The organism is Kitasatospora sp. NPDC036755 (assembly GCF_040636595.1).
Taxonomy (GTDB): domain Bacteria; phylum Actinomycetota; class Actinomycetes; order Streptomycetales; family Streptomycetaceae; genus Kitasatospora.
On sequence record NZ_JBEZUT010000100.1, the window covers coordinates 1 to 26413 of the forward strand.

Sequence of the window (26413 nt, forward strand, 5' to 3'; positions counted from 1 at the left end):
CCGAGGAACTCGGCGCCGGCGGGCCGGCCGGCGGCGGGCAGGCGGCGGTGGCCCGCTGCGAGCCCGAGCAGCCGGTGAGCACCAGGGCCCCGGCCACCGCCGCCGCCAGCATCAGGAGGCGTCTCACGCCGCCCCTCCGTCTCCGTCGCGCTCGGTCGTGCCCAGGTGACGCCGGACGAAGTCGATCTCCAGCCGCAGCTGCTTGATCCGCTCCTCCACCACCAGCGACCCGTGACCGGCGTCGAAGCGGTACACCTGGTGCGGCTTGCCGAGCTGCTCCAGCCGCTCGACGTAGTTGTCGATCTGCCGGATCGGGCAGCGCGGGTCGTTGACCCCGGCGCTGATGTAGACCGGCACCCGCACCTGCTCGACGTAGGTCAGCGGCGAGGAGGCGGTGAAGCGCTCCGGGACCTCCTCCGGGGTGCCGCCGAAGAGCGTGCGGTCCAGCGACTTGAGCGCCTCCATCTCGTCGGCGTACGCGGTGTGGTAGTCCGCGACCGGGACCGCGGCGACGCCCAGGGCCCAGCTGTCGGGCTGGACGCCCAGGCCGAGCAGGGTCAGGTAGCCGCCCCAGCTGCCGCCGGTGAGCACCAGCCGGGCCGGGTCGGCCAGACCGCTGTCGACCGCCCACTCGCGGACCGCGGCGATGTCCTCCAGCTCGATCAGGCCGACCCGCTCGTGCAGCGCGTCCGTCCAGGCCTGGCCGTAGCCGGTCGAGCCGCGGTAGTTGACCCGGACGACCGCGAAGCCGTGGTCCAGCCAGGCGGCCGGCCCGGCGGCGAAGGAGTCGCTGTCGTGGTGGGTCGGGCCGCCGTGGATCTCGAACACGGTCGGGTACGGGCCCTGCGCGGGCGTCGTCGGCCGCTGCACCAGGGCGTGCACCCGGCCGCCGGGCCCGTCCACCCAGACGTCCTCGACCGGCACCGAACCGGGCGGCACCGGGCCGGGCGCCCGCAGCACGACCGTCCCGGCGGTCGAGCGGACGGCGGAGGGCTCGGCGGCGGAGGACCACAGGTACTCGACGGTGCCGTCCGGACGGGCGGTGGCGCCGCCGACGGTGCCGCGCGGGGTGTCCAGGCGGGTCAGCCGGCCGTCGGCGAGCGAGTACGAGAACAGCTCGCTGCGCGCCTCGTACTCGTGCTCCACCAGCAGCTCCGCGGCACCCGGGCGCCACTGGGCGGAGACGTCGCCGGGCAGCTCGCGGCCCTGCTCGTCGCGCAGCGGGAGGGCGGTCTCGGCGCCGGTGGCGACGTCCCAGATCATCGGCTCCCAGCGGCCGGTGCGCTGGTGGGCGACCAGCAGGCGGGTGTCGCCGTCGACCGGGGCGAAGCCCAGGCAGGCGACGCCGCGCGGCTCGTCCCGGCCGGTGACCTCGTCCAGCTCGGCGACGGTCTCGACGCCGCCGTCCCCGGTGAGGCGGACCACCCGGATCGCGGAGTGCATCGCGTCGCCGTGCTCGGTGTGGTCGATGGCCAGCAGCGTGCTGTCGTGGCTGAGGTCGCCGATGCCGCCGTACTCCTCGTGCCGGTAGATCTCGACCGGCTCGGCGCTGCCGGGGCGGCGCAGGTGCAGGGTGGTGCCGTCCTCGTCGGTCGAGCGTCCGACGACCACGGTGCCGTCGCGGCCGAGGGCCAGGCCGGCCGAGTAGGAGGCGGCGAGGCCGGGCACGGCCTCCTCGTCGGGGCCGCCCGCGAAGGGCTGGCGGCGCCACACGCCGAACTCGTCGCCGTCGTGGTCGTCGAACCACCAGACCCAGTCGCCGTCCGGGGACAGCTCGGCGTCGGTGGTGCCGTTCGGACGGTCGGTGACCCGGTGGTGGGCGCCGGTGGCGCGGTCCCACGCGTAGACCTCGTAGGTGCCGGTCGCGTTGGACACGTACAGCGCCCGGTCGGGGGCGTCCTCGGCCCAGTCGGGCAGCGACACCCGGGCCGCCCTGAACCGCTGCTCCCACGCCGGTACGGCGCTCTTCTCCTCGCTCATCCGACCATCCAACCCGATCGGGGGGAGGGAAGGGAACGGGCGGGCGGGCTTCGGGCCGCCCGCCCCGGGTGCCGGGGGCGCCACCGGGGGGTGCCGCGGCGCGCGCGGCCGGGGGCGTCCACGAACGTCCGGCCCGGGCCCTGGGTTCTGCGGGCTCGGGCCGGGGGCGGGGAACGTGCCGGGGATCACGTCGGGTCCCGGGCCGGGGTTCAGGTCGGGTCCCGGGCAGGGGACTACGTCGGGTCCTGGACCGGGACCACGTCGGGCGGCTCGGGGTCAGCCCTCGGACGGCGCTCCGTGCGGCAGGAAGCGGACCAGGCCGACGAGCACCAGCTCCAGCGCCGCCAGGGCGAGGACACTGCGGCCGAAGGCGGCGGTCGGGTCGTCGGTGCCGTAGTAGACCAGGCCGATCAGCGCGATCCCGAGCGCCCCGCCGACCTGCTGCACGGTGGACAGCACCCCGGCCGCGGCGCCGGCCAGCCGCGGCTCGACGCCGGCCAGCACCACCGAGGTCACCGGGGCGATCACCATGCCCATGCCGAGGCCGTCCACGAACAGCCCGGGCGCCAGCCACCGGACACCGCCGTCCGCGGCGTCGTACGCGGTGAGCGCCAGGAGACCGAGCCCGAGGGCCATCAGCAGTCCGCCGAGGGCGATGGTGCGCCGGTCGCCGATGCGGCTGGTGACACGGTGGGTGGTGTTGGAGGTGATCAGGTAGCCCAGGCCGATCGCGGTGAAGACCAGCCCGGCGCCGAGGGCGTCCAGGCCGCGGCCGAACTGGAGGTGCAGGGCGAGCACCAGGAAGAAGGAGGCCTGGCCGAGCCAGAAGGCGAGCTGGGCGAGCAGACCGGCGCTGAAGGGGCGGCTGCGGAAAAGCCGGGTGTCGACGAGCGGGGTGACTGTGCCGGTGGGGGCGGACCCGGTGGCCGTGCGGTGGGTGGCGCGGTGCTGGTGTCCGGCGAAGAGGGCCAGCAGCGCGAGGGAGGCGCCCAGACAGAGCCCGGTCCACAGCGGCCACCCCGACCGGGGCCCCTGGATCAGCGGCAGCACCAGGCAGGTCAGCGCGGTGGTGACCAGCAGCGCGCCGACCGGGTCCAGGCCGGGCCGCTGCGGGGCGCGGGACTCCGGCAGACTGCGGCGGACCAGCGGCAGGGCGGCCAGCCCGATCGGCAGGTTGATCAGGAAACAGCTGCGCCAGCCGAGGCCGAAGAGGTCCGCGCGGATCAGGAGGCCCCCGATCAGCTGGCCGAACACCGCGCCGACGCCCATGGTCAGGCCGTACCGGGCGAACGCCCGCGCCTGCGCGGCGCCGCTGAACGCGGTCCGCAGGATCGCGAGTACCTGGGGGCCCATCAGCGCCGCCGACAGGCCCTGCACCACCCGGGCGCCGACCAGCGCGGGCGCCGTGGGGGCGAGGCCGCAGGCGGCGGAGGCGAGGGTGAAGAGGGCCAGGCCGAGCCCGAACACCCGGCGGCGGCCGTACCTGTCGCCGAGGCGGCCGGCGGTGACCAGGCCGGCCGCGAGGGCCAGGCTGAAACCGGCCATCACCCACTGGACGGCGTCCGGGCCGGCGCCGAGGTCGCCCTGGAGGGAGGGGAGGGCGACGTTGACGACGAAGATGTCGAGGGCGGTCATGAAGGTGGCGGTCAGGACGACCGGCAGCAGCCCCTTGGGGGCCGGTGGGGGCGGTGGCGTCGTGGGTGTCGTCGGTGTCGTCGGTGTCGAGGCCCCGGCTGCGACCTCCCCGGGCAGCCGGGCGTTCAGGGCGGTGCTCATCTCTGGCGCTCCTCACGGTTGGCGTTCGCCGCCGAGGGGCGGGGCGTGGTGGGGGACCCGCCCCTCGGGCGGTGCGGCGCTGTAGCGGCGCGGGGGTACCTCGGTGCGGCGGTACGGAGGTCCGCGGGCTCAGGCGCCCGGCACGCGGTCGAGGAAGCCGTACACCGCGCCGATCCGGCCGTCCGGGGTGGCCGCCAGCACGTCGAAGCCGATCACCACCGGCTCGGCGCCGGCCGGGCCGAGGTTCCACGTGAAACGGGCGATGTCATGGTGCGCGTCGACCGGGCCGAGGGTGAACTCCAGCCCCGGGAACTGGGCCTGGGCGGCGCCGATCAGCGCGTCGATCGCGTCCCGGCCGGTGACGGCGGCCAGCGGGTCGGTGTATCGGCCGTCCTCGGCCCACACCTCGTCGACCAGCTTGCGGCGGGCCGCCGGGTCGGTCTCGTTCCAGACCGCGAGGTAGCGCTCGGCGAGCTGCTGGAGGGTGGCGGTGGTGATCCCGGTCATCGTCATCTCCCGTGTTCCGGTGGGTTCCTGGAGCGTGCTGCCCCGGTGCTCACCACGGTAGGGACGGCCGGTCGGAGGCGAATCCGTCACGTATGGGTAGGGGGTACGTAGCCTCCGCCGGAGTACCGGGCCGTGGCCGGGGCGGCCGCGCGGACCGGATGGGTAGGGTCGAGGCATGCTGTACGGGAGGGAAGACGAACAGGCCGCCGTGGACGGGCTGTTGGACGGGGCGCGGGCCGGTCGCAGCGGGGTGCTGCTGTTCAGGGGCGAGGCCGGCATCGGCAAGACCGCGCTCCTGGACGACGCCGTCGTGCGGGCGGGGCAGGCGTTCCGGGTGGTCCGGGCGGCCGGCGTCGAGTACGAGGCGGAGCTGCCGTACGCCGGACTGAGCCTGCTGCTCGCGCCCGGCCTGGACCGGCTCGGTGTCCTGCCGGGGCCGCAACGGCGGGCGCTGGAAACGGCGTTCGGGCTCTCCGACGGCAGCGGGCCGGTCGACGCCCCGGCCGCCCTCGGACCCGCCGCCGACGAAGGGCACACCGACGAAAGGCGCGCCGACCGGCTCCTGGTCGGTCTCGCCACACTCGGCCTGCTCGCCGAACTCGCGACCGACCGACCGCTGTTGTGCGTCATGGACGACGTGCAGTGGCTGGACCGGGCCTCACTGGACGCCCTGCTGCTGGCCGCCCGACGGTTCCAGGCCGAAGGGGTCGCCCTGCTGCTCGCCGCCCGCACCGGCGGCGCGTCCGGGCCCGACGAGGGCCTGGCGGAACGCCCGCTGGGCCTGCCCGAACGGCGGCTGGCCGGCCTGTCCGAGGCCGACGCCACCCGCCTGCTGGCCCGGCGGACCGGTCCCGGCCTGCCCGCCGCCACCCGCGACCGACTGCTCGCCGAGGCGGCCGGCAATCCGCTCGCGCTCACCGAACTCCCGGTCGCCGCCGGGTCGCAGGCTCCGGCGCCGGGCGGCCTGCCGCTCACCAGCCGGCTGCTGATCGCCTTCCACGGCCAGGTCACCGGCCTGCCCGCGGCCACTCAAACCCTGCTGCTGGTCGCCGCCACCGAGGAGCACGGCGCCCTGGACGTCGTGCTGCCCGCCGCGGCCGACCTCGGCGTCACCCCCGAGCACCTCGCACCCGCCGAGCGGTGCGGACTGGTCGCGGTCACGGCCGAGCGCCGGATCGCCTTCCGGCACCCGCTGCTGCGCTCCGCGATCCTCCAGCGGGCCCCGCACCACCAGAAGGTGGCTGCCCACCACGCCGTCGCGCGGGCGCTGCCGGACGGCGACCGCCGCACCTGGCACCTCGCCCTCGCCGCCACCGCCCCCGACGCGGGCCTCGCCGACGCCCTGGAACGCGCCGCCGTCCGCGCCGAGCGCCGCGGCGGCCACGGCGGCGCCGCCGCGTACGAGCGTGCCGCCCGGCTCACCCCGGACCGCGACGGGGCCACCCGCCGACTCGTCCTGGCCGCCGAAGCGGCCACCGAGGAAGGCGAATTGGCGCGCGCCGAGGCGCTCGCCGACGAGGCGGGCGCACGCACCGACGACGCCTTGGCGCACGCCCTGCTCGACCAGGTCCGGGCCACCGCGCACTTCTGGCGCGGCGCGTACCCGACCGCCCACCGGCTGCTGCTCGACGCCGCGGGCACCGACATCGACCCGACGTACGCCGCCCGGATGCTGCTGCAGGCCTTCCACGCCGCCTGGTACGCGGGGGAAGAGCCGGTGGCCGCGGTCCTGGACCGCCTGGCGGTCCTGCCGCTCGCCGCCGGCGACCCGCTGGCCCCGCTCGCCCGCCACCTGCCCGCGGCCGTCCTGCCCGCGCTCGGCCGGCCCGCCGGGCCGCTGCCGCCCGTCCGGGAGGCCGCCGAGGCCGCCCGCCGCGCGGGGGCCGAGAGCCCGGTCGACCTGGTCCAGCTGTGCGGCGCCACCCTGGTCCTCGGACGCGACGAGGAGACCGCCGAACTCGCCGCCGAACTGATCGCCGAGGCCCGCGCCAAGGGCACCGTCGGCGTGATGCCCACCCTGCAGTTCTTCCGGGCCGAGGCCGAACTCTTCCACGGCAGGCACCGCGACGCCGAACTCACCGCCACCGAGGGCCTCGGCCTCGCCCGGGACACCGGCCAGCACCAGTGGGTCAGTCAACTCACCGCGCTGCTCGCCTACCTGGCCGCGCTCGACGGCCGGACCGACCACTGCGCGGAACTCGCCGCCGCCGCCCTCGCCGCCACCGGCCCGCAGACCGCCGCCCCCGCGGCCGGCCTGGCCTGGGCCCGGTGGGCGCTCGCCCTGCTCGACCTCGGCCAGGGCCGGATCGGTGCCGCCGCCGACCGGCTGCACACCCTCACCACCGGCCCGCACCGCCACCACGTCAGCGCCACCCGGGCCGTACCCGACCTGGTCGAGGCCGCCATCCGCCTGGGCACCCCCGAACGCGCCGCCGAACCCTACGAACGCTTCGCCCGCTGGACGGCCGCCGCCGATCGCCCCTGGGCCGAGGCACTCCGCCTGCGCTGCCAGGCCCTGCTCGGCCCCGACGAACTCGCCGAGGAGGCCTACCGCGCCGCCCTCTCCCGGCACGAAGCGGCCCACCGCCCCTTCGAACAGGCCCGCACCGCCCTCCTCTACGGCGAATGGCTGCGCCGCACCCGCCGCCGCACCGACGCCCGCCCCCACCTGCGCGCCGCCCTGGAGACCTTCGACCGCCTCGCCGCCCACCCCTGGGCCGCCCGCGCCCGCACCGAACTCTCCGCCACCGGCACCCCGGCCCCCACGCCGGCCGCCCCCACCGGCACCTCGCCGTCCCCGCTCACCCCCCAGGAGCTCCAGATCGCCCGCCTCGCCGCCCAGGGCCTCACCAACCGCGACATCGCCGCCCAGCTCTTCCTCAGCCCCCGCACCGTCGCCCACCACCTCTACAAGGCCTACCCCAAGCTCGACATCACCTCCCGCACCGAACTCCCCACCACCCTCTGACCCGCCCGCCCCTCCCGAACGCCGCAGGCCCCGCCGCCCCCGGCCGGGCCTGCGGTCCACTTGCTACTCGTCGACGTTCGGTGAGTGCTTCCAGCCCTCGGAGTAGTGGTCTCGGTGATAGGCCAGATGGGCTCGGTCCACCTGATGTCCAGGGGCTTCTCGCAGCTTTCCGATTTCTGTACCCGTGGCGTGGTCAGTGATGGTCAGCTCCTCCGAGATGGTCAGAGTGCCGAAGTCGAACAGGGCATGGTGGTTCGGACACAGGCAGAGGACGTTGCCGGCAACATCGGGCCCGTTGTGTGGCTGCCCCAGACCGCGAATGTGCGCCGCCTCCGCGTAGGAGCCGGTGGGCGTGCGAAGCCGCTCACCGCACACCTGGCAAGCGAAGTCGTGGGCCCGCTTCACGAAGTTCGCCACCTGGGTGCTGCGAACGATCTGACGAACCTTGACTTCGAGCCGTGTGGGAGTGTCCTGCCCCATTGGTTCCTGCAGTATCGGCGTCTGGAGGGCCGGTACGTAGTCAAACAGGCTTACGAGTCGGTAGCGCCAGATTCGGAATCCGGAACGGCCGACATCGTGCCAGGAGTCCTCGACCCGGAAGAGCCCGTCATAGCGGTAGCTGGGGTTGGAGGTCTTGGAGCTGTGCCGTACGGCACGGACCACCCGGACCGGTGAGTCCGTGGTCTGGCTGGTGAACAGGGCGGCGTTGCCGCGAGTGAGTTCTTGGTCTTTCACCTGGCGTTGGGTTTCCGGGTCGCGTCCGCCTTGCCCGGTGTAGACGATGACATCGCCATGGTCCTCGTCGTCCTCGTAGCCTCCGGAGATGACGATGGATTCAGCTCCGAACTCCGCTGTGCCGCAGATACCGGCTTGAAGCGGTCGGTGCACCTTGGAGGCCGCCAGTTCCCGCCGGTTGGCGAAGGAGCGACCGACGTGGATTCCTGGGACTTCTCCGTAGCCGTCGAAGTCGGTGGGCGTGGTGGTGAGGGCAGCTGCCGGCAACGTTTGGACCTTTCGACGTCAGCGGATCGATGGACTCATCGACGTAGGAGTTGGGCTTCGTACCGCAAACGCTCATGCACACGGCGCGGTTCCGTGGCCGGTGGTAGTCGTCGGTCGGGACGAGCATCGAGCGAACTGTTCGCCGGGCGGAACCAGTTGAAGATTGATGGCAGTCGTGGTGTCGGGGGACCGGCCTACCATGCCCTCCATGAAGATTCGAAAGTTCTTGCATGAGGTTGGTACGACCTACGATCGCCGGCAGGGGACCAGCACGCCGACGGCCCGCCTCCTCCGGGACGCCCCTTCTCACTTCGCCAGCCATGTGCAGGGCGAATACGTCATCAAGGGGAGTGCAGGAGCCGGCGCCGCAGCCTTCTGCCCGTGGGTGGCGTTCTTCGACCCGGACGAGACAACCACGGCTCGGCACGGCATGTACGTGGTGTACCTCTTCGCCGAGAACATGGAAACGGTATCGCTCAGCCTGAACCACGGTGTCACCGAGCTCCACGGGAAGTACGGGTCCGCGGAGGCGAATCGCAGGCTTGCCAAGGAAGCGGGCGCCATTCGAGGAGCGTTGTCCGCAGGAGGGGGTCATAACCTGGACGCCAGTATTGACCTCGGCGGACGGTCGGGACTGCCCCGATCGTACGAGCACGGGAATGTGGTCGCCCGCACGTACAGGGTTGACGATCTGCCCGGTGAGGACGTGTTGTGCGATGACCTCCGGCAGTTCATCGCGCTCTACCAGGACGCTCTGGTCGTTCGGGAGCAGCTGCGGCAGACGACGCGGGACGTCATCTGCACGCTTCGAGCTGAAGGCACGTGGCCTCATGAGCAGAGCAAGGACGCACTGCTCCACTTCGCACCGAAGAGCGACGACGAGTACGTGCAGACCATGGTGAGCCGCGAGATCGTGAAGACGAGGAAGCACGAAACCCTCGTCCGGGACTATGGAAACCACCTCCACACCAACGGATTCGAGGTGGGAACCAACGTGCACCCGAGGGACATCGTGGCTCGCAATGAATCCACGCACTGGCTGATCGAAGCCAAGGTGGTGCGGCGTGGGAACGCCACCCACGCGGTGCGAGAGGCGCTCGGGCAGCTGGCGACGTACTCGTTCCTGCTCTACCCGCCCAAGGAACAGCCGAAGCAGCTGGCTCTCTTCACCGAGGGCATTGGCGATGTCTACGTCCGGCTCCTGGAGCACCACGGCATCGCTTCCGTGTGGCGTTCCGCAACTGGGTGGTCGGGATCGCCCAGCGCGGTCGCAGCGGGATTGGCCGAAGCGGTGGCAGCAGGGGCCCCTTAGGTTCCTGCCGTCGCTGACCGGACGAGCTTGCTGGCCCCACGCGAGAGGGGAGGCGTGTGAGCCGCACCACGGCCACGCGATCTCTTCTCGGGTCAGGCTTGGCCAGTGATCGACGGTCACGCACAACGACAGAGGGCCTGCCGGATTTCTCCGGCAGGCCCTCTGCAGTGGGTCGGGGTGGCGGGATTTGAACCCACGGCCTCTTCGTCCCGAACGAAGCGCGCTACCAAGCTGCGCCACACCCCGGTCTTTCTGTTTGTCGCTCCGTCTCCTTCGCGACGAGTAGAACTCTACCGGACGCTCGCCGAGACACGAAATCCGGTTTCGAGCGGGCGTCCGGCGGGGGTCAGCGGGGGACCGGGGTGAGGGTGAGGAGGGTGGCCTCGGGCGGGCAGGCGAAGCGGACGGGGGTGTAGCGGTTGGTGCCGCAGCCGGCCGAGACGTGGAGGTGGGAGCGGTGGCCGCCGGCGGTGTGGGTGGAGAGGCCCTTGACCCGGCGGGTGTCGATGTCGCAGTTGGTGACCAGGGCGCCGTAGAAGGGGATGCAGAGCTGGCCGCCGTGGGTGTGGCCGGCCAGGATCAGCGGGTAGCGGTCGGCGGTGAAGGCGTCGAGGACGCGCAGGTAGGGGGCGTGGACGACGGCGAGGGAGAGGTCGGCGTCGGGGGACGGGCCGCCGGCGACCTCGCTGTAGCGGTCGCGGCGGATGTGCGGGTCGTCGAGGCCGGTGAACTCCAGGTCCAGCCCGTTCACGGTGAGCCGGCCGCGGGTGTTGGTGAGGTCGAGCCAGCCGGCCCCGTCGAAGCCGTCGCGGAGCTTCTCCCACGGGTTGTGGACGGCGCCGGTGATGCCGCGGCGGGCGGTGCCGTCGGGGTTGTTCATGCCGTGGGCGCCGCTGCGCATGGCCTGGAGGTAGCGGGCGGGGTTCTTGCGGGCCGGGCCGTAGTAGTCGTTGGAGCCGAAGACGTAGACGCCCGGGAACTCCATGAGGGGGCCGAGCGCGTCGAGGGTGGCCGGGACGCCGAGCGGGTCGGAGAGGTTGTCGCCGGTGTTGACCACCAGGTCGGGGCGCAGGCCGGCCAGGCTCTTCAGCCAGCGCTGCTTCTTGCCCTGCCCGCTCACCATGTGGATGTCGGAGACCTGGAGGACCCGGATCGGGCGGGCGCCGCGCGGGAGGACGGGGACCTCGATCCGGCGGAGGCGGAAGGCCCGGACCTCGTACCCGACGGAGTAGGCGAGACAGGCGGCGCCGGTGGCGGCGATGCCGAGGGGAACGGAGTACAGCGGTCGCATCAGCCCATGCTCTCAGACGGTGGATCAGCCGGCGCACGCCCGGAGTCGGCGGGGTCGGGGGCGGCGGGCGGTGCCTCCTGGGACTCCCTGCGGGCGCGCAGGGCACGGACCTTGTGGAGGTTGCCGCAGCGTTCCATCGAGCACCAGCGGCGGCGGCCGGGCCGTGAGGTGTCGACGAAGATCAGTCGGCAGTCGTGCCCGGCGCACTCCCGGATCCGGTCCGCGTACGGGCCGGTGAGCAGGGCGATGGCGTCCCGGGCGAGGGTGGAGGTCAGCTGCGCTCCGTCGGCGGTCGGCGGTGCTGCCGCGGTGCCGTCCGGGGCGATCCGGGGGACCAGGGGCGGGTGCTCGGCGGCCCGGTTGAGGACGGCGTAGTCGGCGGGTTCGCCCGGACGGCCGTGAGCCCGGGCGGCGGCGAGGCGCCAGAGCGCGTCGCGCAGGGCGCGGGTGCCGGCGAGTTCGGCGGGGGAGATCCGGACGGCGTCGGCGGGCAGCCGCAGCCGGGACGGCGGGAGCCAGGCGGCGAGGTCGGCGGGCCGGTGCAGCACCTCGTACCGGGCGTACGGGCCGGGGCCGCCGGTGGTGAGCAGTTCCAGGCAGAGGGCGCCGGGGTCGAAGTGGAAGCGGCTGCCGCCGGGGGTGGTGAGGAGCAGCCCGGGCGGGGCGTTCCGTGCGGCCTGGTTCCGGGTGGCGGTGTTCCCGGCAGCTGGGACGGCTCCGTCGGTCATGCGTCCCAGGGTAGGTGTAACCGGCTGGGGCGGTGACGGCCGGCCGGGGCGGGCTGACCCCCGCTCAGGAGGTCCGTGCCCCGCCCGCCACCCGCGCCCCGCCCGCCACCCGCCACCCGCGCCCCGGAGACGGGGACGGGGACAGGACAGGGCGGGGCGGGGCGGGGCGGGGGCGGAGCGGCCCGGGCTTAAGCCGGGATGGCGTTGACGTACTCGCGCATCATCCGGGGGACCCGGTACGCGTACTGGTGGCCGCGCCTCACCTGAACGACGGAGAAGTCGACCAGCTCGGCCAGCACGTCGAGGTTGCGCGATGGTTCCCGGCCGCCGTCGACCGGCTCCTGCCGGACGTCGTCGATGGAGAACTCCTCGGGGAACCGGGAGAGCCGTCTGAGCGCCCGGCGCTGCCGTTCGTCGAGTAGCCCGTACGCCCAGGCGAGGCTGCGGTGCAGCGAGCGGTGGTGGGAGAGCCCGCCGACCTCCTCCTGGGCGAGGATCGGCAGCACCCGGCACTCGTCCACCAGGACGTGCAGGGGCACCGAGCGCATCCGGACGGCGGCGTTCTCGATCGCCAGGGCCAGGCCGCCGAGGCGCCGGCAGAGCTCGACCACCTGCGGCATCTGGTCGCCGAGGTCGAGCGTCGGGACGACGGAGTGCACCCGGCGGCAGAACAGTTCGGCGGCGGGCGGGCAGCCGTACGGGTCGTCCGGGTGGCCGACCGACAGCGGCGACACCTCCCACAGGTCGGCGGGGACGCCGGCGGGTGCCCGCAGCGAGGTGATCATGATGTGGAGCGCCGGGTGCCGTGCGAGCAGCTCCCTGACCTGCCGGGCCACCGTGTCGATGACGTGCTCGGCGTTGTCGACGACCAGCAGCATCCGCGGTTCGGGGCCGGTCCGCGGGTCGTGGCCGAAGCCCCGGAGGAGGGTGTCGAGCGCGCGCTGCGCCTGGGCCGCGGCGGCCGCCGGGTCGACGGCCTCGGGGGTGACCGAGCCGAGCTCCAGCACCGCGACGCCGTCCCGGAAGCGGTCCAGCAGATGGGCGGCCGCGTCGAGCGCCAGCCGGGTCTTGCCGACCCCGGCCGGTCCGGTGAGCACGAGCGGGCGGCCCGGGCGCAGGGCGGTCACGACGTGCAGCAGGTCGGCCTGACGGCCGACGGTGACGTCCGTCTTGGGCCGCAGCCCCTGCCAGCGCGCGTTGTCGGGGAGTTCGGCGGCGGGGGCCGGTGGCCCGGCTTCCGGCCGGGCGGGCAGCAGTCCGGCCGGGACGCCCGCCTGGGCGACCCGGGAGAGCAGGGCGTCGTCCCGGCCGGCGGCCGCGGAGAACAGCGCCCCCACCAGGAGTTCCACGGAACTGCGCCGCGGATTCCTGATGGCTCCGGTTTCCAGATTGCGAATGGTGCGGACGCTGACGGTGGAGTGCTCGGCTAATTGCTCCTGGCTCCATCCGACCAACTTCCGTTGGGTCACCAACATCGAGCGAAGCTGATTGCTGTCCATTCCCCCGCGCTTCCTGCTGTCGTGAGCAGAATAAAAGTCAGAACTCAGGTGCGCCGCTGGCGGCGCCAATCACTCCGAGAAACGGTCGCTTCCGTCCGGCCCGTCCGGGAGGGCGGTCGGGCAGCCGGACGGCCGGGCGGTCGGGTGGAGCGCGGGCGTGTGCGCTCGGGTCGACCGCCCGGGTCGGCGGCGGGCAGCGAGGCGACCGGGGTGCAAGGTGTCAGGATCGCCAGGTGCCTGGGCGGCAGTCTGCCAATGCCGTGGAATAATGGATCGGGGACGTGGTGAAGGTTTTCAATGGCTTTTCAGGGCGGCGTTCGAGGTGATTCGGCGGTGAGGTGATCGCCGCCATCCGGCTGCTCCGGCGATGCGCGAACGAGTGTACTACGCGGACTATTTCCGGCGAAGCGATCACAACGTTCGATTCGTCCCCCAGGGACCGGCAACTTCGCTTCGGAACCGGCAATTCTTGGCATTTCGGACGAGAATGTTGGAGCATTATCGGCCAGTGTGGCCGAATCCATTCGCCCGTTACCGGCGGTGGGGCGTCGATTGTTCACGGACTCGACCGCCGTCCGTTCCCGGTCCTTACGGTTGCGGTCCGGGCCGCCGCGGCCCGGACCTCGTCCGCCCGGCGCGTCGCGGGGCGGTGGTCGTCCGGGGTTGTCGGGGGATACTCGTTCAACTGCGGAAACCCCGGTGGATGCCACGGGAAACCTGGTTGAGCCCACCCACAGCCGAAGGATAAGAAGAGGAAATGACAACGCTCAAGGAGCAGCTGCAGGAGGACCTCACGGCTGCCATCAGGGTCCGGGACGAGCTGCGCGCGTCCACCATCCGGCTCACGCTGGCCGCCGTCACCAGCGAGGAGGTGGCGGGCAAGCAGAAGCGCGAGCTGTCCGACGCCGACGTCCTGAAGGTGATCGGCCGCGAGGCGAAGAAGCGCCGGGAGGCGGCCGAGGCCTTCGGGAACGCCGGCCGGACGGAGCAGGCGGCCCGGGAACTGGCCGAGGGCGAGGTGCTGGCGACCTACCTGCCCAAGCAGCTCACCGACGAGGAGCTGGCCGCGATCGTGGCCGCCGCGGTGGCCGAGAGCGGCGCGAGCGGCCCGCAGGGGATGGGTGCCGTCATGAAGCTGGTGAAGCCCAAGGTCGACGGCCTGGCCGAGGGCGGCCGGGTCGCCGCCGCCGTGAAGGCCGCCCTGGCCTGAGCCGGCCCGGGTGGGCCCGATCAGGCCCGGCCCGAAAGCCTGAACGCCCGAAAGCCTGAACGCCCGAACGCCCGTGCGTCCGAGCCGGGCGGCGGAAGCCCCGGCGCCCCGGTGGCACGCCGAAGGGGCGCCCTCCGTACTACCGGAGGGCGCCCCTTCGCCTGTTCATCGGCCGCCGCACCCGGCGGCCACCCGGCCACCCGGCCACCCGGCCGTCCGGGCCCGGCGTCTGCCGCCGGAGGGCGGGTCAGCCGTTCCCGTTCCCGTTGCCGCCGCCGTGCCGCCCGCCGTTCCCGTTCCCTCCGGGCATCGGCGGGAAGGTGAATCCGCCGGGGAGGGTGGGCAGCCCGCCGGGCAGGTTGGGGTTGCCTCCCGGCGGCTGCTGCTGCTGCGGCGGCGGCGGGTTGCCGGCCGGCGGCTGGGCGTTCGGGTCGGCCGGCGGGGTGGCGCCCGGGGTGGGCGCGGCCGGCTGCGGGTCCGGGATGTTGGCGGTCTGGATCGGCTCCAGCGGCGAGCCCTTGAGCGCCTGGTTCATCGCCATCGCCCAGATCGGGCCGGGGCCGTCGGCGCCGAAGACCTCGGGGAAGTACTTGCCGCCGATGGTGATGTTCTTCATCTTGACGCCGCCGGCCGGGCCGCCGAGCCAGACCGCGGTGGCCAGCGACGGGGTGTAGCCGCTGAACCAGGCGGCCTTCTTCTCGTCGGTGGTGCCGGTCTTGCCGGCGATCTTGCGGCCGTCGTCCATGGTCAGGGCGGCCGCGGTGCCCTTCTCGGTCACGTTCAGCAGGACGGCGTTCAGCGAGTCCGCGGTCTGGTCGGAGAAGGCCTGGCTGCACTGGGACTGCGGGACCGCGACCTCCTTGCCGTCCACCGTGGTGATCTTGTTGATCGCGATCGGGGTGCAGTACTTGCCGCGGGCGGCGAAGGTCGCGTAGACGTTCGCCATGGTCAGCGGGGAGAGCTCCAGGGTGCCGAGGACCATCGAGGGCACCTCCTGGAAGGCGTCGCCCTTGGCGGACTGGGTGATGCCCAATTTGTTGGCCATCTGCTTCATCGCGCAGAGGCCGACCTGCTGCTCCATCTGCACGAAGTAGGTGTTGACCGAGCGGGCCATCGCCTCCTTCAGCTGGTACGGCCCGACCTCGCTGTCCTGCTCGTTCTTGACCGTCTCCTTGGGCTTGGCGTTGTTCTTCCAGGTGCCCGAGCAGGTGGACATCTGCGGGTAGTCGATCTTGTTCTCGGACGGGAACGGCTGGGTGTTCGACATGCCCGACTCCAGCGCGGCCGCGGCCAGGATCGGCTTGAAGGTCGAACCGGTCTGGAAGCCGTTGCCGCCGCCCATCGCGGCGTCCACGTTGAGGTTGACGACGGTCTGGTTCTTGTTCGGGTCCAGGCCGTACGGGCGGGTCTGGGCCATCGCCAGGATCTTGCCCGTGCCCGGCTCCATCATGGTCGCGGCGGCCGACACCTGGTCGGTCACGTTGACCTTCTTGGTGACGGCGTTCTGGGCGGCGGCCTGCTTGTCCGGGTCCAGCGTGGTGTAGATGTTCAGACCGCCGGTGTTCCACACCTTCTTGCGCTCGTCGGCGCTCTTGCCGAAGGCCGGGTCCTGCTTGACCACGTGGCGGACGTAGTCGCAGAAGAAGCCCATGCCGGCCTGGGCGGTGATGCAGCCGTTCTGCGGGTCCTTGTACTTCAGTCCCAGCGGGGCGGCCTTGGCCTCCTGGGCCTGCTCCGGGGTGATGTGCTTGTTCTCCAGCATCTTGTCGATCACGACGTTGCGGCGCTTGACCGTGTTCTCGGGGTAGCGCACCGGGTCGTAGGACGACGGGTTCTGCACCATGCCGGCCAGGGTGGCGGCCTCGGCGATGGTCAGGTCCTTGTTGCTCTTGCTGAAGTAGCGCTGGGAGGCGGCCTCGACCCCGTAGGCCTGGTGGCCGTAGAAGGTGATGTTGAGGTAGTTGGTGAGGATCTGGTCCTTGGACAGGTCCTCCTCCAGCTTGATGGCGACCTTGAGTTCCTGGATCTTGCGGCCCAGGGTCTTGCGCTGGGCCTCCAGGACGGCCGCCTGGTCGTCGCCGGCCTTCTCCACGTTGACGTTCTTCACGTACTGCTGGGTGAGCGTGGAGGCGCCCTGGGAGGCGGTGCCGCTCTCCGCGTTCTTGCTGATCGCGCGCAGGACGCCCTTGAGGTCGACGGCGCCGTGCTCGTAGAAGCGGGCGTCCTCGATGTCCACCTGGGCGTGCCGCATGAAGGGCGACATCTGATCGGCGGTCAGAACGGTGCGGTCGCGCTCGTAGACCTTGGCGATCAGACCGCCCTTGGCGTCGAAGATCTGGGTCGCCTGGGTGAGCGGCGGGGTCTTGAAGTCGTCGGAGATGTTGTCGAAGCTCTCCGCCGTGTCCTTGGCGGTCAGCCCGATGGCGCCGACGGCGGGCAGGGCGAGGCCTGCCAGCAGGACTCCGGAGAGCACGCTGACGCCCAGGAACTTCACGCCGTTGCCGGCGTGCTCCAACGGTGATCCGCCGGTCCGGCCGCGCGGAGCTCCGGTGTTGCCTGGGGGCTGGGGTGCCTGTGGGCGCTTCGGTGCCATGAGGAGAACCCTACGTCGCGGATTCCCGCCCGCAGGGGCAGGTGTTCGCCTAGGCTTGTCACAAGCTTGCGACAGCTGCGGTGCGTCAACATCATTCACTCTTGTGGGCGAGGAGACTTGCCCGGATTGCCCGCTGATGGCTGGGTTTTGAGGCAGCTGTGGCTGGCTGTACCCCTGTGGCCGGTTGCGCTCAGTGATGACGCCTGTGTCGAGAGTACGGGCTCCGCTTTTGGCAAGGCGCGCGACCTGCGATCACTCCAACGAGTGAGCTGACCGCCACCCATAGTCCAATTGGGTCATGCGAGATTGAGCCCGAAGGGGCTGTTGCAAGCTGTCGTTCTTCCGTAACGTCCTCAACTGGCAACGGTGAATATGCCGTTGCCGCCGTGGGGGAGCCTCGAATACGGGAGAGGACGGCGCCGGCATGGGCTGGGTTGACGACTGGAGTGCGCAGGCCGCCTGCCGCACGAGTGATCCGGACGAACTGTTCGTCCAGGGGGCGGCACAGAACCGCGCGAAGGCGGTGTGCAGCGGCTGCCCCGTCCGGACGGAGTGCCTCGCGGACGCCCTGGACAACCGGGTGGAGTTCGGGGTGTGGGGCGGGATGACGGAGCGGGAGCGCCGGGCGCTGCTGCGCCGCCGTCCGACCGTCATCTCGTGGCGGAAGCTGCTGGAGACGGCGCGCACCGAGTACGAGGAGTCGCTCGCGACCGGAGTGATACTGACGGACTACGCCCAGGCGGGCTGAGCCCGGCCGCGCACGCGATCCGGGCCGGTCGGCCCTCGGGCACGGCCCGCGCCGCGCCGCGCCGCGACGACACCGTCGTGAACCGCGCCGCGACGGCACCACCGCGAACCGCGCCGCGACGACACCGTCGTGAACCACGCCGCGACGGCACCACCGCGAACCGCGCCGCGACGGCACCACCGGCGCCCGGTCACACCGCGCCGTTGAGCCGGTCCCCGATGGCCCGCAGTCCGTCCAGGTCGTGCACGTCGCCCGGCAGCGCCGGCACCTCCACGATCGGCACGTCCGGGTACACCGAGACGAAGCGGTCGCGGGTTCGGCGTTCGCGCCCCATGATCTGCATCCGCTCGGCGTGCAGCCGCAGCAGCCCGGCCGCGAGCAGTTCCGCCTCGGGCGAGGCGTGCTCCGAGCCGTTCTCCTCCAGGGCCTCGGCGGCCGCCAGTGCCCGCTCCGCGGTGAGCTGGGGCGCCCCCGTGCCGTGCACCCGGTTGAGCACCAGCCCGGCCAGCGGCATCCGGTCCGCGGCCAGCCGGTCCACGAAGTACGCAGCCTCGCGCAGCGCGTCCCGCTCCGGCGCGGCCACCACCAGGAACGCCGTGCCCGGCGCCTTGAGCAGCTGGTACGTGCGGTCCGCGCGCTCCCGGAAGCCGCCGAACATCGAGTCCATCGCGCTGACGAAGGTCTGCACGTCGGTGAGCAGCTGGGCGCCGAAGATCTTGCCGAGGGTGCCGGTGAGCAGGCCCATCCCGGCGTTCAGGAAGCGCATCGCGCTGCGCCCGCCGACCTTGGCCGGGGCGGTGAGGATCCGGATCACCCGGCCGTCCAGGAAGGACCCGAGCCGGTTGGGCGCGTCCAGGAAGTCCAGCGCCGAGCGGGACGGCGGGGTGTCCACGACGATCAGGTCCCACTCCTCGGCGGCGCGCAGCTGCCCGAGCTTCTCCATCGCCATGTACTCCTGCGTGCCCGCGAAGCCGGCCGACAGGGACTGGTAGAAGGGGTTCTCCATGATCGCCCGGGCCCGTTCGGGCTCGGCGTGGGCCAGCACGACCTCGTCGAAGGTCCGCTTCATGTCCAGCATCATGGCGTGGAGCTCGCCCTCCCGCCGCTCACCGTCCCCGTCCGGGGCGCGGAGCGGCGCCCCCTCCATACCGGTGACCCCCTTCACCACCCGGGGGGTGTTGTCGAGCTCGGTCAGGCCCATCGACTGGGCGAGCCGGCGGGCCGGGTCGATGGTCAGCACCACGACCTTGCGGCCGCGCTCGGCCGCCCGCAGCCCGAGCGCCGCGGCGGTGGTGGTCTTGCCGACGCCGCCCGAGCCGCAGCAGACGATGATCCTGGTCTTCGGGTCGTCGATCAGCTCGTCCACCGCGAGCCGCTTCCCGGTGCTCCGCACCCCGTTCGAGGTCATGCCGCCCCCTGCCGCTTCAGTTCGCCCGCCAGCCGGTACAGCCCGCCGAGGTCCACGCCCTCGCCCAGCAGCGGCAGTTCGTACGTGGGGAGCCGGAGCTGCTGGATGTCGGCGCGCTGCGCGCGCTCCAGTTCGACCCGCTCGGCGTGCTCCCTGGCCTGCTCCAGCAGCGGGTCGAGCAGCGGCTCCACCGTCGCCCGGACCTTCTCCGCGGCGCGGGTGCGCCCGCCGAGCCCGGCCTCCCCGAGGGCCAGCGCGACCTCCTCGCGGTGGTCCCCGTCCACCGCGGCCACCGCCGCCGCGTCCAGCACCGGCGGCCGGACCATGTTGACCATCACCCCGCCCACCGGGAGCCGCGCCTCGCGCAGTTCCTCGATGCCGTCGACCGTCTCCTGCACCGGCATCTCCTCCAGCAGGGTGACCAGGTGCACCGCGGTCTCCGGCGACTTCAGCACCCGCATCACGGCCTGCGCCTGGGTGTGTATCGGGCCGATCCTGGCCAGCCCGGCGACCTCGGCGTTGACGTTCAGGAAGCGGGTCAGCCGCCCGGTCGGCGGGGCGTCCATCACCACCGCGTCGTAGCGCCGCCGGCCGTCCTGGTCCTTGCGCCTCGTCGCCTCGCAGGCCTTGCCGGTGAGCAGGACGTCCCGCACGCCGGGCGCGATGGTGGTGGCGAAGTCGACGAAGCCGACCTTCTGCAGCGCCTTCCCGGCCCGGCCGAGCTTGTAGAACATCTCCAGGTACTCCAGCAGCGCCAGCTCGGTGTCGATCGCCAGCGCGAAGACCTCGCCGGGACCGCCCGGCCCGGCCGGCAGCCCCAGCTGGGCGCGGGAGACCGAGGCGATCCGGCGCTCCTCGTACGGGAGCGCGGCGATCCCGAACAGCTCGGCGACGCCCTGCCGGCCCTCGACCTCGATCAGCAGCACCCGTCCGCCCTCGGCGGCGAGCGCCAGGGCCAGCGCCGCGGCCAGCGTGGTCTTCCCGGTGCCGCCCTTGCCGCTGACCACGTGCAGCCGGACGCCCTCCCAGTCGGGGTCGCGCCGGGCCGCCTGGCCGGGGGTGCGTGCCACGCTCCGTCTCCGTCCGTCTCCGTCCTACGGGCGTCCCCTCCTGACGAGGGTGCCCCTCGCCAGGGTGCCCTCCCGCGAGGGTAACCAGGGAGCGCGCCGGATGCCGTGAGCACCTGGGCCGTCAGGCCGGATCATGCCCTCTTTGTGCCCCACCTCACACGCCTCGCGGCGGTCGGCGCGGAACGCCGCGACGGCTCGTCTAGAGTCTGGCCATGACCAAGTGGGAATACATGACGGCGCCCCTGCTGGTGCACGCGACCAAGGCCATCCTGGACAACTTCGGCGAGGACGGCTGGGAGCTCGTCCAGGTCGTGCCCGGCCCGAACCCGGAGCAGCTGGTGGCCTACTTCAAGCGGGAGAAGAACGCATGAGCAAGGCCGAGGAGAAGCTCGCCGCGCTGGGCCTGACCCTGCCGCCGGTGGCCGCCCCGGTCGCCGCCTACGTGCCGGCCGTGGAGTCCGGCGACCTCGTGTTCACCTCCGGCCAGCTCCCGGTCGTCGGCGGCAAGCTGCCGACCACCGGCAAGGTCGGCGCCGAGGTGTCCCCGGAGGAGGCCAAGGAGCTCGCGCAGATCTGCGCGCTGAACGCCCTGGCCGCCGTGAAGTCGGTGATCGGCGACCTCGACCGGATCGAGCGGGTCGTCAAGGTGGTCGGCTTCGTCGCCGCCGCCCCCGACTTCATCGCCGTCCCGGGCGTCGTCAACGGCGCCAGCGAGCTGCTCGGCGAGGTGCTGGGCGACGCGGGCGTGCACGCCCGCAGCGCCGTCGGCGTCGCGGTGCTGCCGCTGGACTCGCCGGTCGAGGTCGAGCTCGTGGTGCGCGTCAAGGCCGCCTGAGCGTGATCGCGGAGGCGGGGCCGGGCCTGTCCGGCCCCGCCTCCGCGCCACCGGAGTGCCTCCGCGCCACCGGAGTGCCTCCGCGCCACCGGAGTGCCACCGCGCCACCGGAGTGCCACCACGGTGCCGGAGTGCCACCACGGTGCCGGCCGGAACGCGGCCGGAGCGCTGCCGGGCACGGCCTGAGTGTGGCCGGAGCGTTTCCGCCCGACCCGTGAGCCTGGCGGGAATTGTCGGACACGCCCTAGCATCCGGGCATGGACCATCGAGCGACGACGCTGCCGATGCCGCCCGGTTGGCCTGCCCGGATCCGGGCGGTCGAATCCGGCGCGGTGACCCCGCCGGTGCCCAGGGCCGCCGCGACCGTCGTGCTGCTGCGCGACACCGCCCAGGGGCCGGAGGCCTACCTGCTGCGCAGGCGCACCTCGATGGCCTTCGCGGCCGGGATGTACGCCTACCCGGGCGGCGGGGTGGACCCGCGGGACGCCGAGGTCGAGCCGGGCTGGGCCGGGCCGGCGCCCGAGGAGTGGGCGCGGCGGCTCGGCGTGGACGCCCGGACGGCGCGGGCGGTGGTCTGCGCGGCGGTCCGGGAGACCTTCGAGGAGGCCGGCGTGCTGCTGGCCGGGCCGGACGCCGACAGCGTCGCCGCGCCGCGCGACTGGTCCGCCGAGCGGGCCGCGCTGGAGGCGCACGAGCTGTCCTTCGCCGAGTTCCTCCGCGACCACGGGCTGGTGCTGCGCAGCGACCTGTTGGGCGGCTGGGCCCGCTGGATCACCCCGGAGTTCGAGGAACGGCGCTACGACACCTGGTTCTTCGTCGCCGTGCTGCCGGCCGGCCAGCGCGCGGCCCTGGAAGTCGGCGAGGCCGACCGGGTCGCCTGGCTGACCCCAACCGAGGCGGTGCGGGGCTACCGGGAGGGCCGGTTCGGCATGCTGCCGCCGACCGTGACGGTGCTGCGCGAGCTGTCGTCGGCGCGGACCGCGGCCGAGGCCCTGGCCGCGGCCGCCGCCCGCCCGCTGGCGCCCGTCCTGGGCCGGGCCGAGGTCCGGGGCGACCGCCTGACGGTCCGCTGGCCCGGATACGAGGAGTTGACCATCGACGGGGAGTTCCCCGAGGGCGCCTGAGCGTTCTCCCGGTGACGGTCCCGCCGGTCGGGACCACCCGTACGACCCATACGACCCGTACGACCCGTACGGCTGGTCGGACCCGTGCGACCGGCACGGCCCGCACGGCCGGTCGGACCCGCAGGACCCGTACCACCCCGTACCCCCTTCCCGCACCGACGCAGAGAGAGGACCGACGCCCGATGACCCACAACGCCGTGGCTCGCCGGACGGCACCCGAGCTGCCCGCCCGCCGCCTGATCCCCCGTGACCCCGCCTGCGAGAGCCAGGTCCCGTCCGCCGAGGCGACGGCGCGGCGCGCCCTCGTCCGGGAGCTGCCGCTGCGGGGCCTGCACCGAGACGGCGGAGGCGGCCGGTGAGCCGGCGAACCGTCGAGAGGCGCCCGTCGCGCGCAGCGGCCACCGAGTGCGGCGACGCGGCCACCGAACGCGGCGAGGCGGGCGCATGAGCGGCCTCCTGCCGGGCGACCCCGCCGCCGCCGTCGGCGGCGAGGCCACCCCCCGGGCGCTGTGCGTGCTGGCCCCGAACCCGTCGCCGATGACCCTGGACGGCACCAACACCTGGCTGCTCTCCGAGCCGGGCTCGGACCTCGCGGTGGTGATCGACCCGGGCCCGCTGCACGAGGGCCACCTGCGCCGGGTGATCGACCTCGCGGAGGAGCGGGGCAAGCGGATCGCGCTGACCCTGCTCACCCACGGCCACGCCGACCACTCCGAGGGCGCGGCCCGCTTCGCCGAGCTGACCGGCACCGAGGTGCGGGCCCTGGACCCGGCGCACCGGCTGGGTTCGGAGGGCCTGGTGGGTGGCCAGCGCCTGGACGTCGGCGGCCTGGACCTGCGGGTGGTGGCCACTCCAGGGCACACCTCGGACTCGCTGACCTTCCACCTGCCGGACGACGGCGCGGTGCTCACCGGCGACACCGTGCTCGGACGCGGCACCACGATGGTCGCCCACCCCGACGGCCGGCTGGGCGACTACCTGGACTCGCTGCGCCGGCTGCACACCATGGCCTCCCACCAGGGCGTGCGGACGGTGCTGCCGGGCCACGGCCCGGTGCTCGCGGACGCGCTCGGCGCCGTCGACTACTACCTGGCCCACCGGGCCGCCCGGCTCGCCCAGGTGGAGACCGCGGTCGAGGCGGGCCACCGGAGCGCGCCGGCGGTGGTGGCCCGGGTCTACGCCGACGTGGACCGGGCGCTCTGGCCTGCCGCCGAGCTGTCGGTGCGGGCCCAGCTGGACTACCTGGAGGAGCACGGGCTGATCCCCGAGCTCGACTGATCCCGGAGCCGGGCCACTCGACCCGGAGAACGCCTCGGTGAACGCCTCGGTGAACGCCTCGGTGGACGTATCGGTGAACGCCTCGGCGAACGCGGAAGGGCCCGTCCGAACCGGACGGGCCCTTCCGCGTCAGCGGGTGCGTGTCAGCGCGAGCGGCGCGACAGCCGCTCGACGTCCAGCAGGACCACCGCGCGGGCCTCCAGCTTCAGCCAGCCGCGGCCGGCGAAGTCGGCGAGCGCCTTGTTGACCGTCTCGCGGGAGGCGCCGACCAGCTGGGCCAGCTCCTCCTGGGTGAGGTCGTGGGCGACGTGGATGCCCTCCTCGGACTGCACGCCGAACCGGCGGGAGAGGTCCAGCAGGGCCTTGGCGACGCGGCCGGGCACGTCGGAGAAGACCAGGTCGGACATCACGTCGTTGGTCCGGCGCAGGCGGCGGGCGATGGCCCGCAGCAGCGCGATGGAGACCTCGGGGCGGGCGTGCAGCCAGGGCTGGAGGTCGCCGTGGCCGAGGCCCAGCAGCTTGACCTCGGTCAGCGCGCTGGCGGTCGCGGTGCGCGGGCCCGGGTCGAACAGCGACAGCTCGCCGATCATCTCGCTGGGGCCGAGCACGGCCAGCATGTTCTCGCGGCCGTCCGGCGAGGCGCGGTGCAGCTTGACCTTGCCCTCCGCCACGACGTACAGCCGGTCGCCCGGGTCGCCCTCGTGGAACAGCGACTCCCCACGGGCGAGGGTGACCTCGGTCATGGAAGCGCGCAGCTCGCCGGCCTGTTCGTCGTCGAGTGCCGCGAAGAGTGCGGCGCGCCGCAGAACGTCGTCCACGTGCTTCCTCCTTCTCGGCCGTACGGCGGGTGGGCCGTCCGGCGCAAGTTCCGTTCAGTGTTCTGCATCACCAAGCATGGCGCATGTCGCTCCGATCATATGAGGAGGGGGTGTGCCGAGGTGTGCCGTGCGGGGCCATTCGTACCGGCGGGTCACCGGGCGGGCCCGGTGGCGGGAGCCCGCGGGAGGGCGTCGGTCGAACCTCTGTCCGCTCTGCTCGAACGGGCAATCGACCCCCGTCGCGGGGGCGTACGGGCCCATGGACGGCGTACGGCGTACGGCGTACGGCGCGGCGGTCGGCGGGAAGACCGCCCGGCCCCGGCGGGTCGTCCGGGGCCGCGGGCGGTTTCCGTGCCCGGTGCCGTCCGGGGCCGCGGGCGGTTTCCGCGCCCGGTGCCGTCCGGGCGGAGTGTCAGGCGTAGAACGCCAGCAGCTCCGGAGCCAGCACCTCGGCCGCCACCTCGTGGGTCTGGCCCTCCAGCGTCCGGTGCTCGGCGCCCGGCACGGCCGCCGCCACCGCGCGGGTCGGGGCCCGCAGCGTCTCCGGGCTGGCGCCGCCGTCCAGGGCCAGGGTCGGCACGGAGATCTTGCCCAGGACGTCGACCGGGACGACCGCGCCGGTCCGGTCGCCGAGCGCCGCCGCGTCGTACGCCAGGGTCGGGGCGACCGCTTCGAACGCCGGCCACACCGGCGCGCCGCGCATCCCGTCGACCATCTCCGCCGGCGCTCCCGCGTAGACCATGAGGGCCGCGACGGCGTCCCCGCGGCGTCCTTCGGCGAGCGCCGCCGTCAGCTCGGCGACGTACTGGCGGAAGCGCTCGCTCTGCGCCTCGTCGGTGCTGAACGGCGGCTCGTAGACGGCGAGCCGGGTGATGCCGATGTCCGCGGCGGCGGCCCGCAGTGCGAGCGCGCCGCCGGAGGAGTGGGCGAAGACGCCGGCCGAGCCGCCGGCCGCGGCGATGACGGCGGCCAGGTCCTCGATCTCGCGCTCCACCGCGAAGGGCAGGGTGTCCCCGCTGTCGCCGCGACCGCGCCGGTCGTAGCTCCACACGGTGTGGTGCTCCGCCAGCTGTCCGGCGATCGCGGCGCTCGGGCCCATGTCGCGGCGGCACAGCGCGCCGTCGACCAGGACGACCGCCGGGCCGGAGCCGATGACGGTGCAGGCGAGGACGGTGCCGTCGGTGGAGACCACGGTGCTCATTCGGTGTGTTCCTTCTGTCGCGCGAGTCGGTCATGGGGGTAGACCGGGGTGCGCCGCAGAACTCATCGCTCCGGCCGCGACTTTTTTCGGGCGGGTGTCCGGGACCCCCGGCCCGAGGGGTCCCGCCCGGATGTTTCACAGGTAAATTACCTGCTAATCTTTTTCCATGGTCACAACCGCCCAGTTCCGCCAGGCACTTCGGGTCGGTCCGGCCGGGGACGGCTGGCACAAGCCCGCGCTCAGCGCCGTGGTCACCCTCGGCACGCTCAACCTCACCCTGCTCGGCCTCGGCCGGCTCGACCTCGCCCTCTACACCTCGGCCGGCGGCCTGGGCGCGCTGTACGGGCACGGCCTGCCGTACCGGCCCCGGGCCCGGATGCTGTCCGGCGTGCTGCTCGGCACCGTGCTCAGCACCGGCGCCGCCCTCACCGCCGCCGCGCTGGCCCGGGACGCCGCCGTCCTGGTCGCGGTGTCGGCGGTGCTCGCCGCCCTGCACAAGCTGCTCTGCGACGCCGCCCGGGTCGGCCCGCCCGGCAGCCTGATCATCACCTTCACCTCCGCCAGCTGCGCCTTCCTCCCGCAGCGGCTCGCCGAGGTGCCGCCGCACCTGGCGCTCACCGCGCTCGGCGCCGCGGTGGCGTGGCTGGTCTGCATGGCCCCGGCCCTGGTGCGCCCGTACGGGCCCGAGCGGATCGCCACCGCCCGTGCCCTGGAGGCCGCGGCCCGGCTGCTGCGGACCGGGCCCGGCCGACCGGACGCCGCCGCCCGCACCGCGCTGGTCGGCGCGGTCGAGGCGGCCTGGCAGAGCCTCGCGCTCTCCACCCCGGCCCGGCGGCACGCCCTCGGCGACGCGCCCGAGCGGCTGCTGGTGCGCGCGGAGTCCGCGCTGGCCGGCCAGGCCCGGCCCGAGGACGCCGAGCGGTACCTCGGCTGGGCCCGCGACCTGCGGCGCGGCCGCCCGCTGCCGTCGATCGACCTCACCGAGGCCGGCGACCCGGCCTTCGCCAAGGACGTCCCGCAGCGCACCCGCGACCTCGCCAAGGCCAGGCAGCTGCTCGCCGACGC

21 protein-coding genes, 1 tRNA gene and 1 pseudogene are annotated in these 26413 nt (G+C 73.5%); 10 read left to right on the forward strand and 13 right to left on the reverse strand.

All coding sequences use genetic code 11. From position 1 onward, the window contains the following. Positions 1-123 precede the first annotated feature (123 nt). From AB0E96_RS17165 to AB0E96_RS17175, 3 genes are all read right to left on the reverse strand, one after another. The gene (locus AB0E96_RS17165) at positions 124-1980 is read right to left on the reverse strand and encodes a prolyl oligopeptidase family serine peptidase (protein ID WP_359824072.1); all 1857 of its coding nucleotides are present in this window, start codon (positions 1978-1980) and stop codon (positions 124-126) included. A 276-nt stretch (positions 1981-2256) separates the two neighbouring features. Next, positions 2257-3756, reverse strand: coding sequence for an MFS transporter (locus AB0E96_RS17170; protein ID WP_359824074.1), 1500 nt, complete (start codon positions 3754-3756; stop codon positions 2257-2259). A 129-nt stretch (positions 3757-3885) separates the two neighbouring features. Continuing rightward, on the reverse strand, positions 3886-4263 hold the full coding sequence (locus AB0E96_RS17175; RefSeq protein WP_359824077.1) for a nuclear transport factor 2 family protein: 378 nt from the start codon (positions 4261-4263) through the stop codon (positions 3886-3888). A 175-nt stretch (positions 4264-4438) separates the two neighbouring features. On the opposite strand from AB0E96_RS17175, the gene AB0E96_RS17180 reads away from it, so the two are divergent. Further along, the gene (locus tag AB0E96_RS17180; RefSeq protein ID WP_359824079.1) at positions 4439-7231 is read left to right on the forward strand and encodes an AAA family ATPase; all 2793 of its coding nucleotides are present in this window, start codon (positions 4439-4441) and stop codon (positions 7229-7231) included. A gap of 63 nt (positions 7232-7294) precedes the next feature. Here AB0E96_RS17180 and AB0E96_RS17185 read toward each other — a convergent pair whose 3' ends face one another. Further along, positions 7295-8233 (reverse strand): YDG/SRA domain-containing protein, encoded by a 939-nt coding sequence (locus AB0E96_RS17185; protein ID WP_359824082.1) that lies wholly within the window; start codon positions 8231-8233, stop codon positions 7295-7297. Positions 8234-8441: 208 nt separating this feature from the next. On the opposite strand from AB0E96_RS17185, the gene AB0E96_RS17190 reads away from it, so the two are divergent. After that, entirely contained in the window at positions 8442-9545 is a 1104-nt protein-coding gene (locus tag AB0E96_RS17190) for a DUF3578 domain-containing protein (RefSeq protein WP_359824084.1), read from the forward strand. Between the two features lie 172 nt (positions 9546-9717). Here AB0E96_RS17190 and AB0E96_RS17195 read toward each other — a convergent pair. From AB0E96_RS17195 to AB0E96_RS17210, 4 genes are all read right to left on the reverse strand, one after another. Then, positions 9718-9791: transfer RNA gene (locus tag AB0E96_RS17195), tRNA-Pro, on the reverse strand. Between the two features lie 100 nt (positions 9792-9891). Beyond that, positions 9892-10836, reverse strand: coding sequence for a metallophosphoesterase (locus AB0E96_RS17200; protein ID WP_359824087.1), 945 nt, complete (start codon positions 10834-10836; stop codon positions 9892-9894). Then, positions 10836-11564 carry a CGNR zinc finger domain-containing protein gene (locus tag AB0E96_RS17205; protein ID WP_359824089.1) on the reverse strand — a complete coding sequence of 243 codons (729 nt, stop codon included), beginning with the start codon at positions 11562-11564 and terminating at the stop codon, positions 10836-10838. The genes AB0E96_RS17200 and AB0E96_RS17205 overlap by 1 nt, the downstream gene beginning before the upstream one ends. Before the next feature lie 188 nt (positions 11565-11752). Further along, entirely contained in the window at positions 11753-13063 is a 1311-nt protein-coding gene (locus AB0E96_RS17210) for a helix-turn-helix domain-containing protein (RefSeq protein WP_359824091.1), read from the reverse strand. Positions 13064-13820: 757 nt separating this feature from the next. On the opposite strand from AB0E96_RS17210, the gene AB0E96_RS17215 reads away from it, so the two are divergent. Then, on the forward strand, positions 13821-14273 hold the full coding sequence (locus AB0E96_RS17215; RefSeq protein WP_359824093.1) for a GatB/YqeY domain-containing protein: 453 nt from the start codon (positions 13821-13823) through the stop codon (positions 14271-14273). A 247-nt stretch (positions 14274-14520) separates the two neighbouring features. Here the strand turns inward: AB0E96_RS17215 and AB0E96_RS17220 are convergent, their stop codons facing one another. After that, complete coding sequence (locus AB0E96_RS17220) at positions 14521-16788, reverse strand: transglycosylase domain-containing protein (protein ID WP_359824096.1); 2268 nt, start codon at positions 16786-16788, stop codon at positions 14521-14523. Positions 16789-17290: 502 nt separating this feature from the next. Here AB0E96_RS17220 and AB0E96_RS17225 point away from each other — a divergent pair. Beyond that, positions 17291-17614 (forward strand): WhiB family transcriptional regulator, encoded by a 324-nt coding sequence (locus AB0E96_RS17225; protein WP_195911063.1) that lies wholly within the window; start codon positions 17291-17293, stop codon positions 17612-17614. Between the two features lie 190 nt (positions 17615-17804). Here AB0E96_RS17225 and AB0E96_RS17230 read toward each other — a convergent pair whose 3' ends face one another. Beyond that, a complete protein-coding gene (locus AB0E96_RS17230; protein WP_359824099.1) occupies positions 17805-19022 on the reverse strand; it encodes an ArsA family ATPase in 1218 nt (405 codons plus the stop codon). Next, complete coding sequence (locus tag AB0E96_RS17235; protein ID WP_359824102.1) at positions 19019-20092, reverse strand: ArsA-related P-loop ATPase; 1074 nt, start codon at positions 20090-20092, stop codon at positions 19019-19021. Before AB0E96_RS17235 ends, AB0E96_RS17230 begins: the two co-directional genes overlap by 4 nt. Positions 20093-20304: 212 nt before the next feature. Between AB0E96_RS17235 and AB0E96_RS17240 the strand changes: the two genes are divergently transcribed. The 5 genes from AB0E96_RS17240 to AB0E96_RS17260 all read left to right on the forward strand — a co-directional run bounded on the left by AB0E96_RS17240 (position 20305) and on the right by AB0E96_RS17260 (position 23329). After that, entirely contained in the window at positions 20305-20463 is a 159-nt protein-coding gene (locus AB0E96_RS17240; RefSeq protein ID WP_359824105.1) for a hypothetical protein, read from the forward strand. After that, positions 20460-20927, forward strand: a complete 468-nt coding sequence (locus AB0E96_RS17245) for a RidA family protein (protein ID WP_359824107.1) — start codon at positions 20460-20462, stop codon at positions 20925-20927. Before AB0E96_RS17240 ends, AB0E96_RS17245 begins: the two co-directional genes overlap by 4 nt. A gap of 257 nt (positions 20928-21184) precedes the next feature. After that, entirely contained in the window at positions 21185-22051 is an 867-nt protein-coding gene (locus AB0E96_RS17250; RefSeq protein WP_359824109.1) for an NUDIX hydrolase, read from the forward strand. Positions 22052-22233: 182 nt separating this feature from the next. Further along, the gene (locus AB0E96_RS17255; RefSeq protein WP_359824112.1) at positions 22234-22410 is read left to right on the forward strand and encodes a hypothetical protein; all 177 of its coding nucleotides are present in this window, start codon (positions 22234-22236) and stop codon (positions 22408-22410) included. A gap of 85 nt (positions 22411-22495) precedes the next feature. Continuing rightward, positions 22496-23329 (forward strand): MBL fold metallo-hydrolase, encoded by an 834-nt coding sequence (locus AB0E96_RS17260; protein WP_359824115.1) that lies wholly within the window; start codon positions 22496-22498, stop codon positions 23327-23329. A 143-nt stretch (positions 23330-23472) separates the two neighbouring features. Here AB0E96_RS17260 and AB0E96_RS17265 read toward each other — a convergent pair whose 3' ends face one another. Both AB0E96_RS17265 and AB0E96_RS17270 read right to left on the reverse strand, forming a co-directional pair. Beyond that, positions 23473-24147 carry a Crp/Fnr family transcriptional regulator gene (locus tag AB0E96_RS17265; protein ID WP_030288117.1) on the reverse strand — a complete coding sequence of 225 codons (675 nt, stop codon included), beginning with the start codon at positions 24145-24147 and terminating at the stop codon, positions 23473-23475. A 412-nt stretch (positions 24148-24559) separates the two neighbouring features. Next, a complete protein-coding gene (locus AB0E96_RS17270) occupies positions 24560-25348 on the reverse strand; it encodes an alpha/beta hydrolase (protein ID WP_359824118.1) in 789 nt (262 codons plus the stop codon). 166 nt (positions 25349-25514) lie between these two features. On the opposite strand from AB0E96_RS17270, the pseudogene AB0E96_RS17275 reads away from it, so the two are divergent. Beyond that, positions 25515-26413: pseudogene (locus AB0E96_RS17275) on the forward strand (FUSC family protein); the annotation flags it as partial.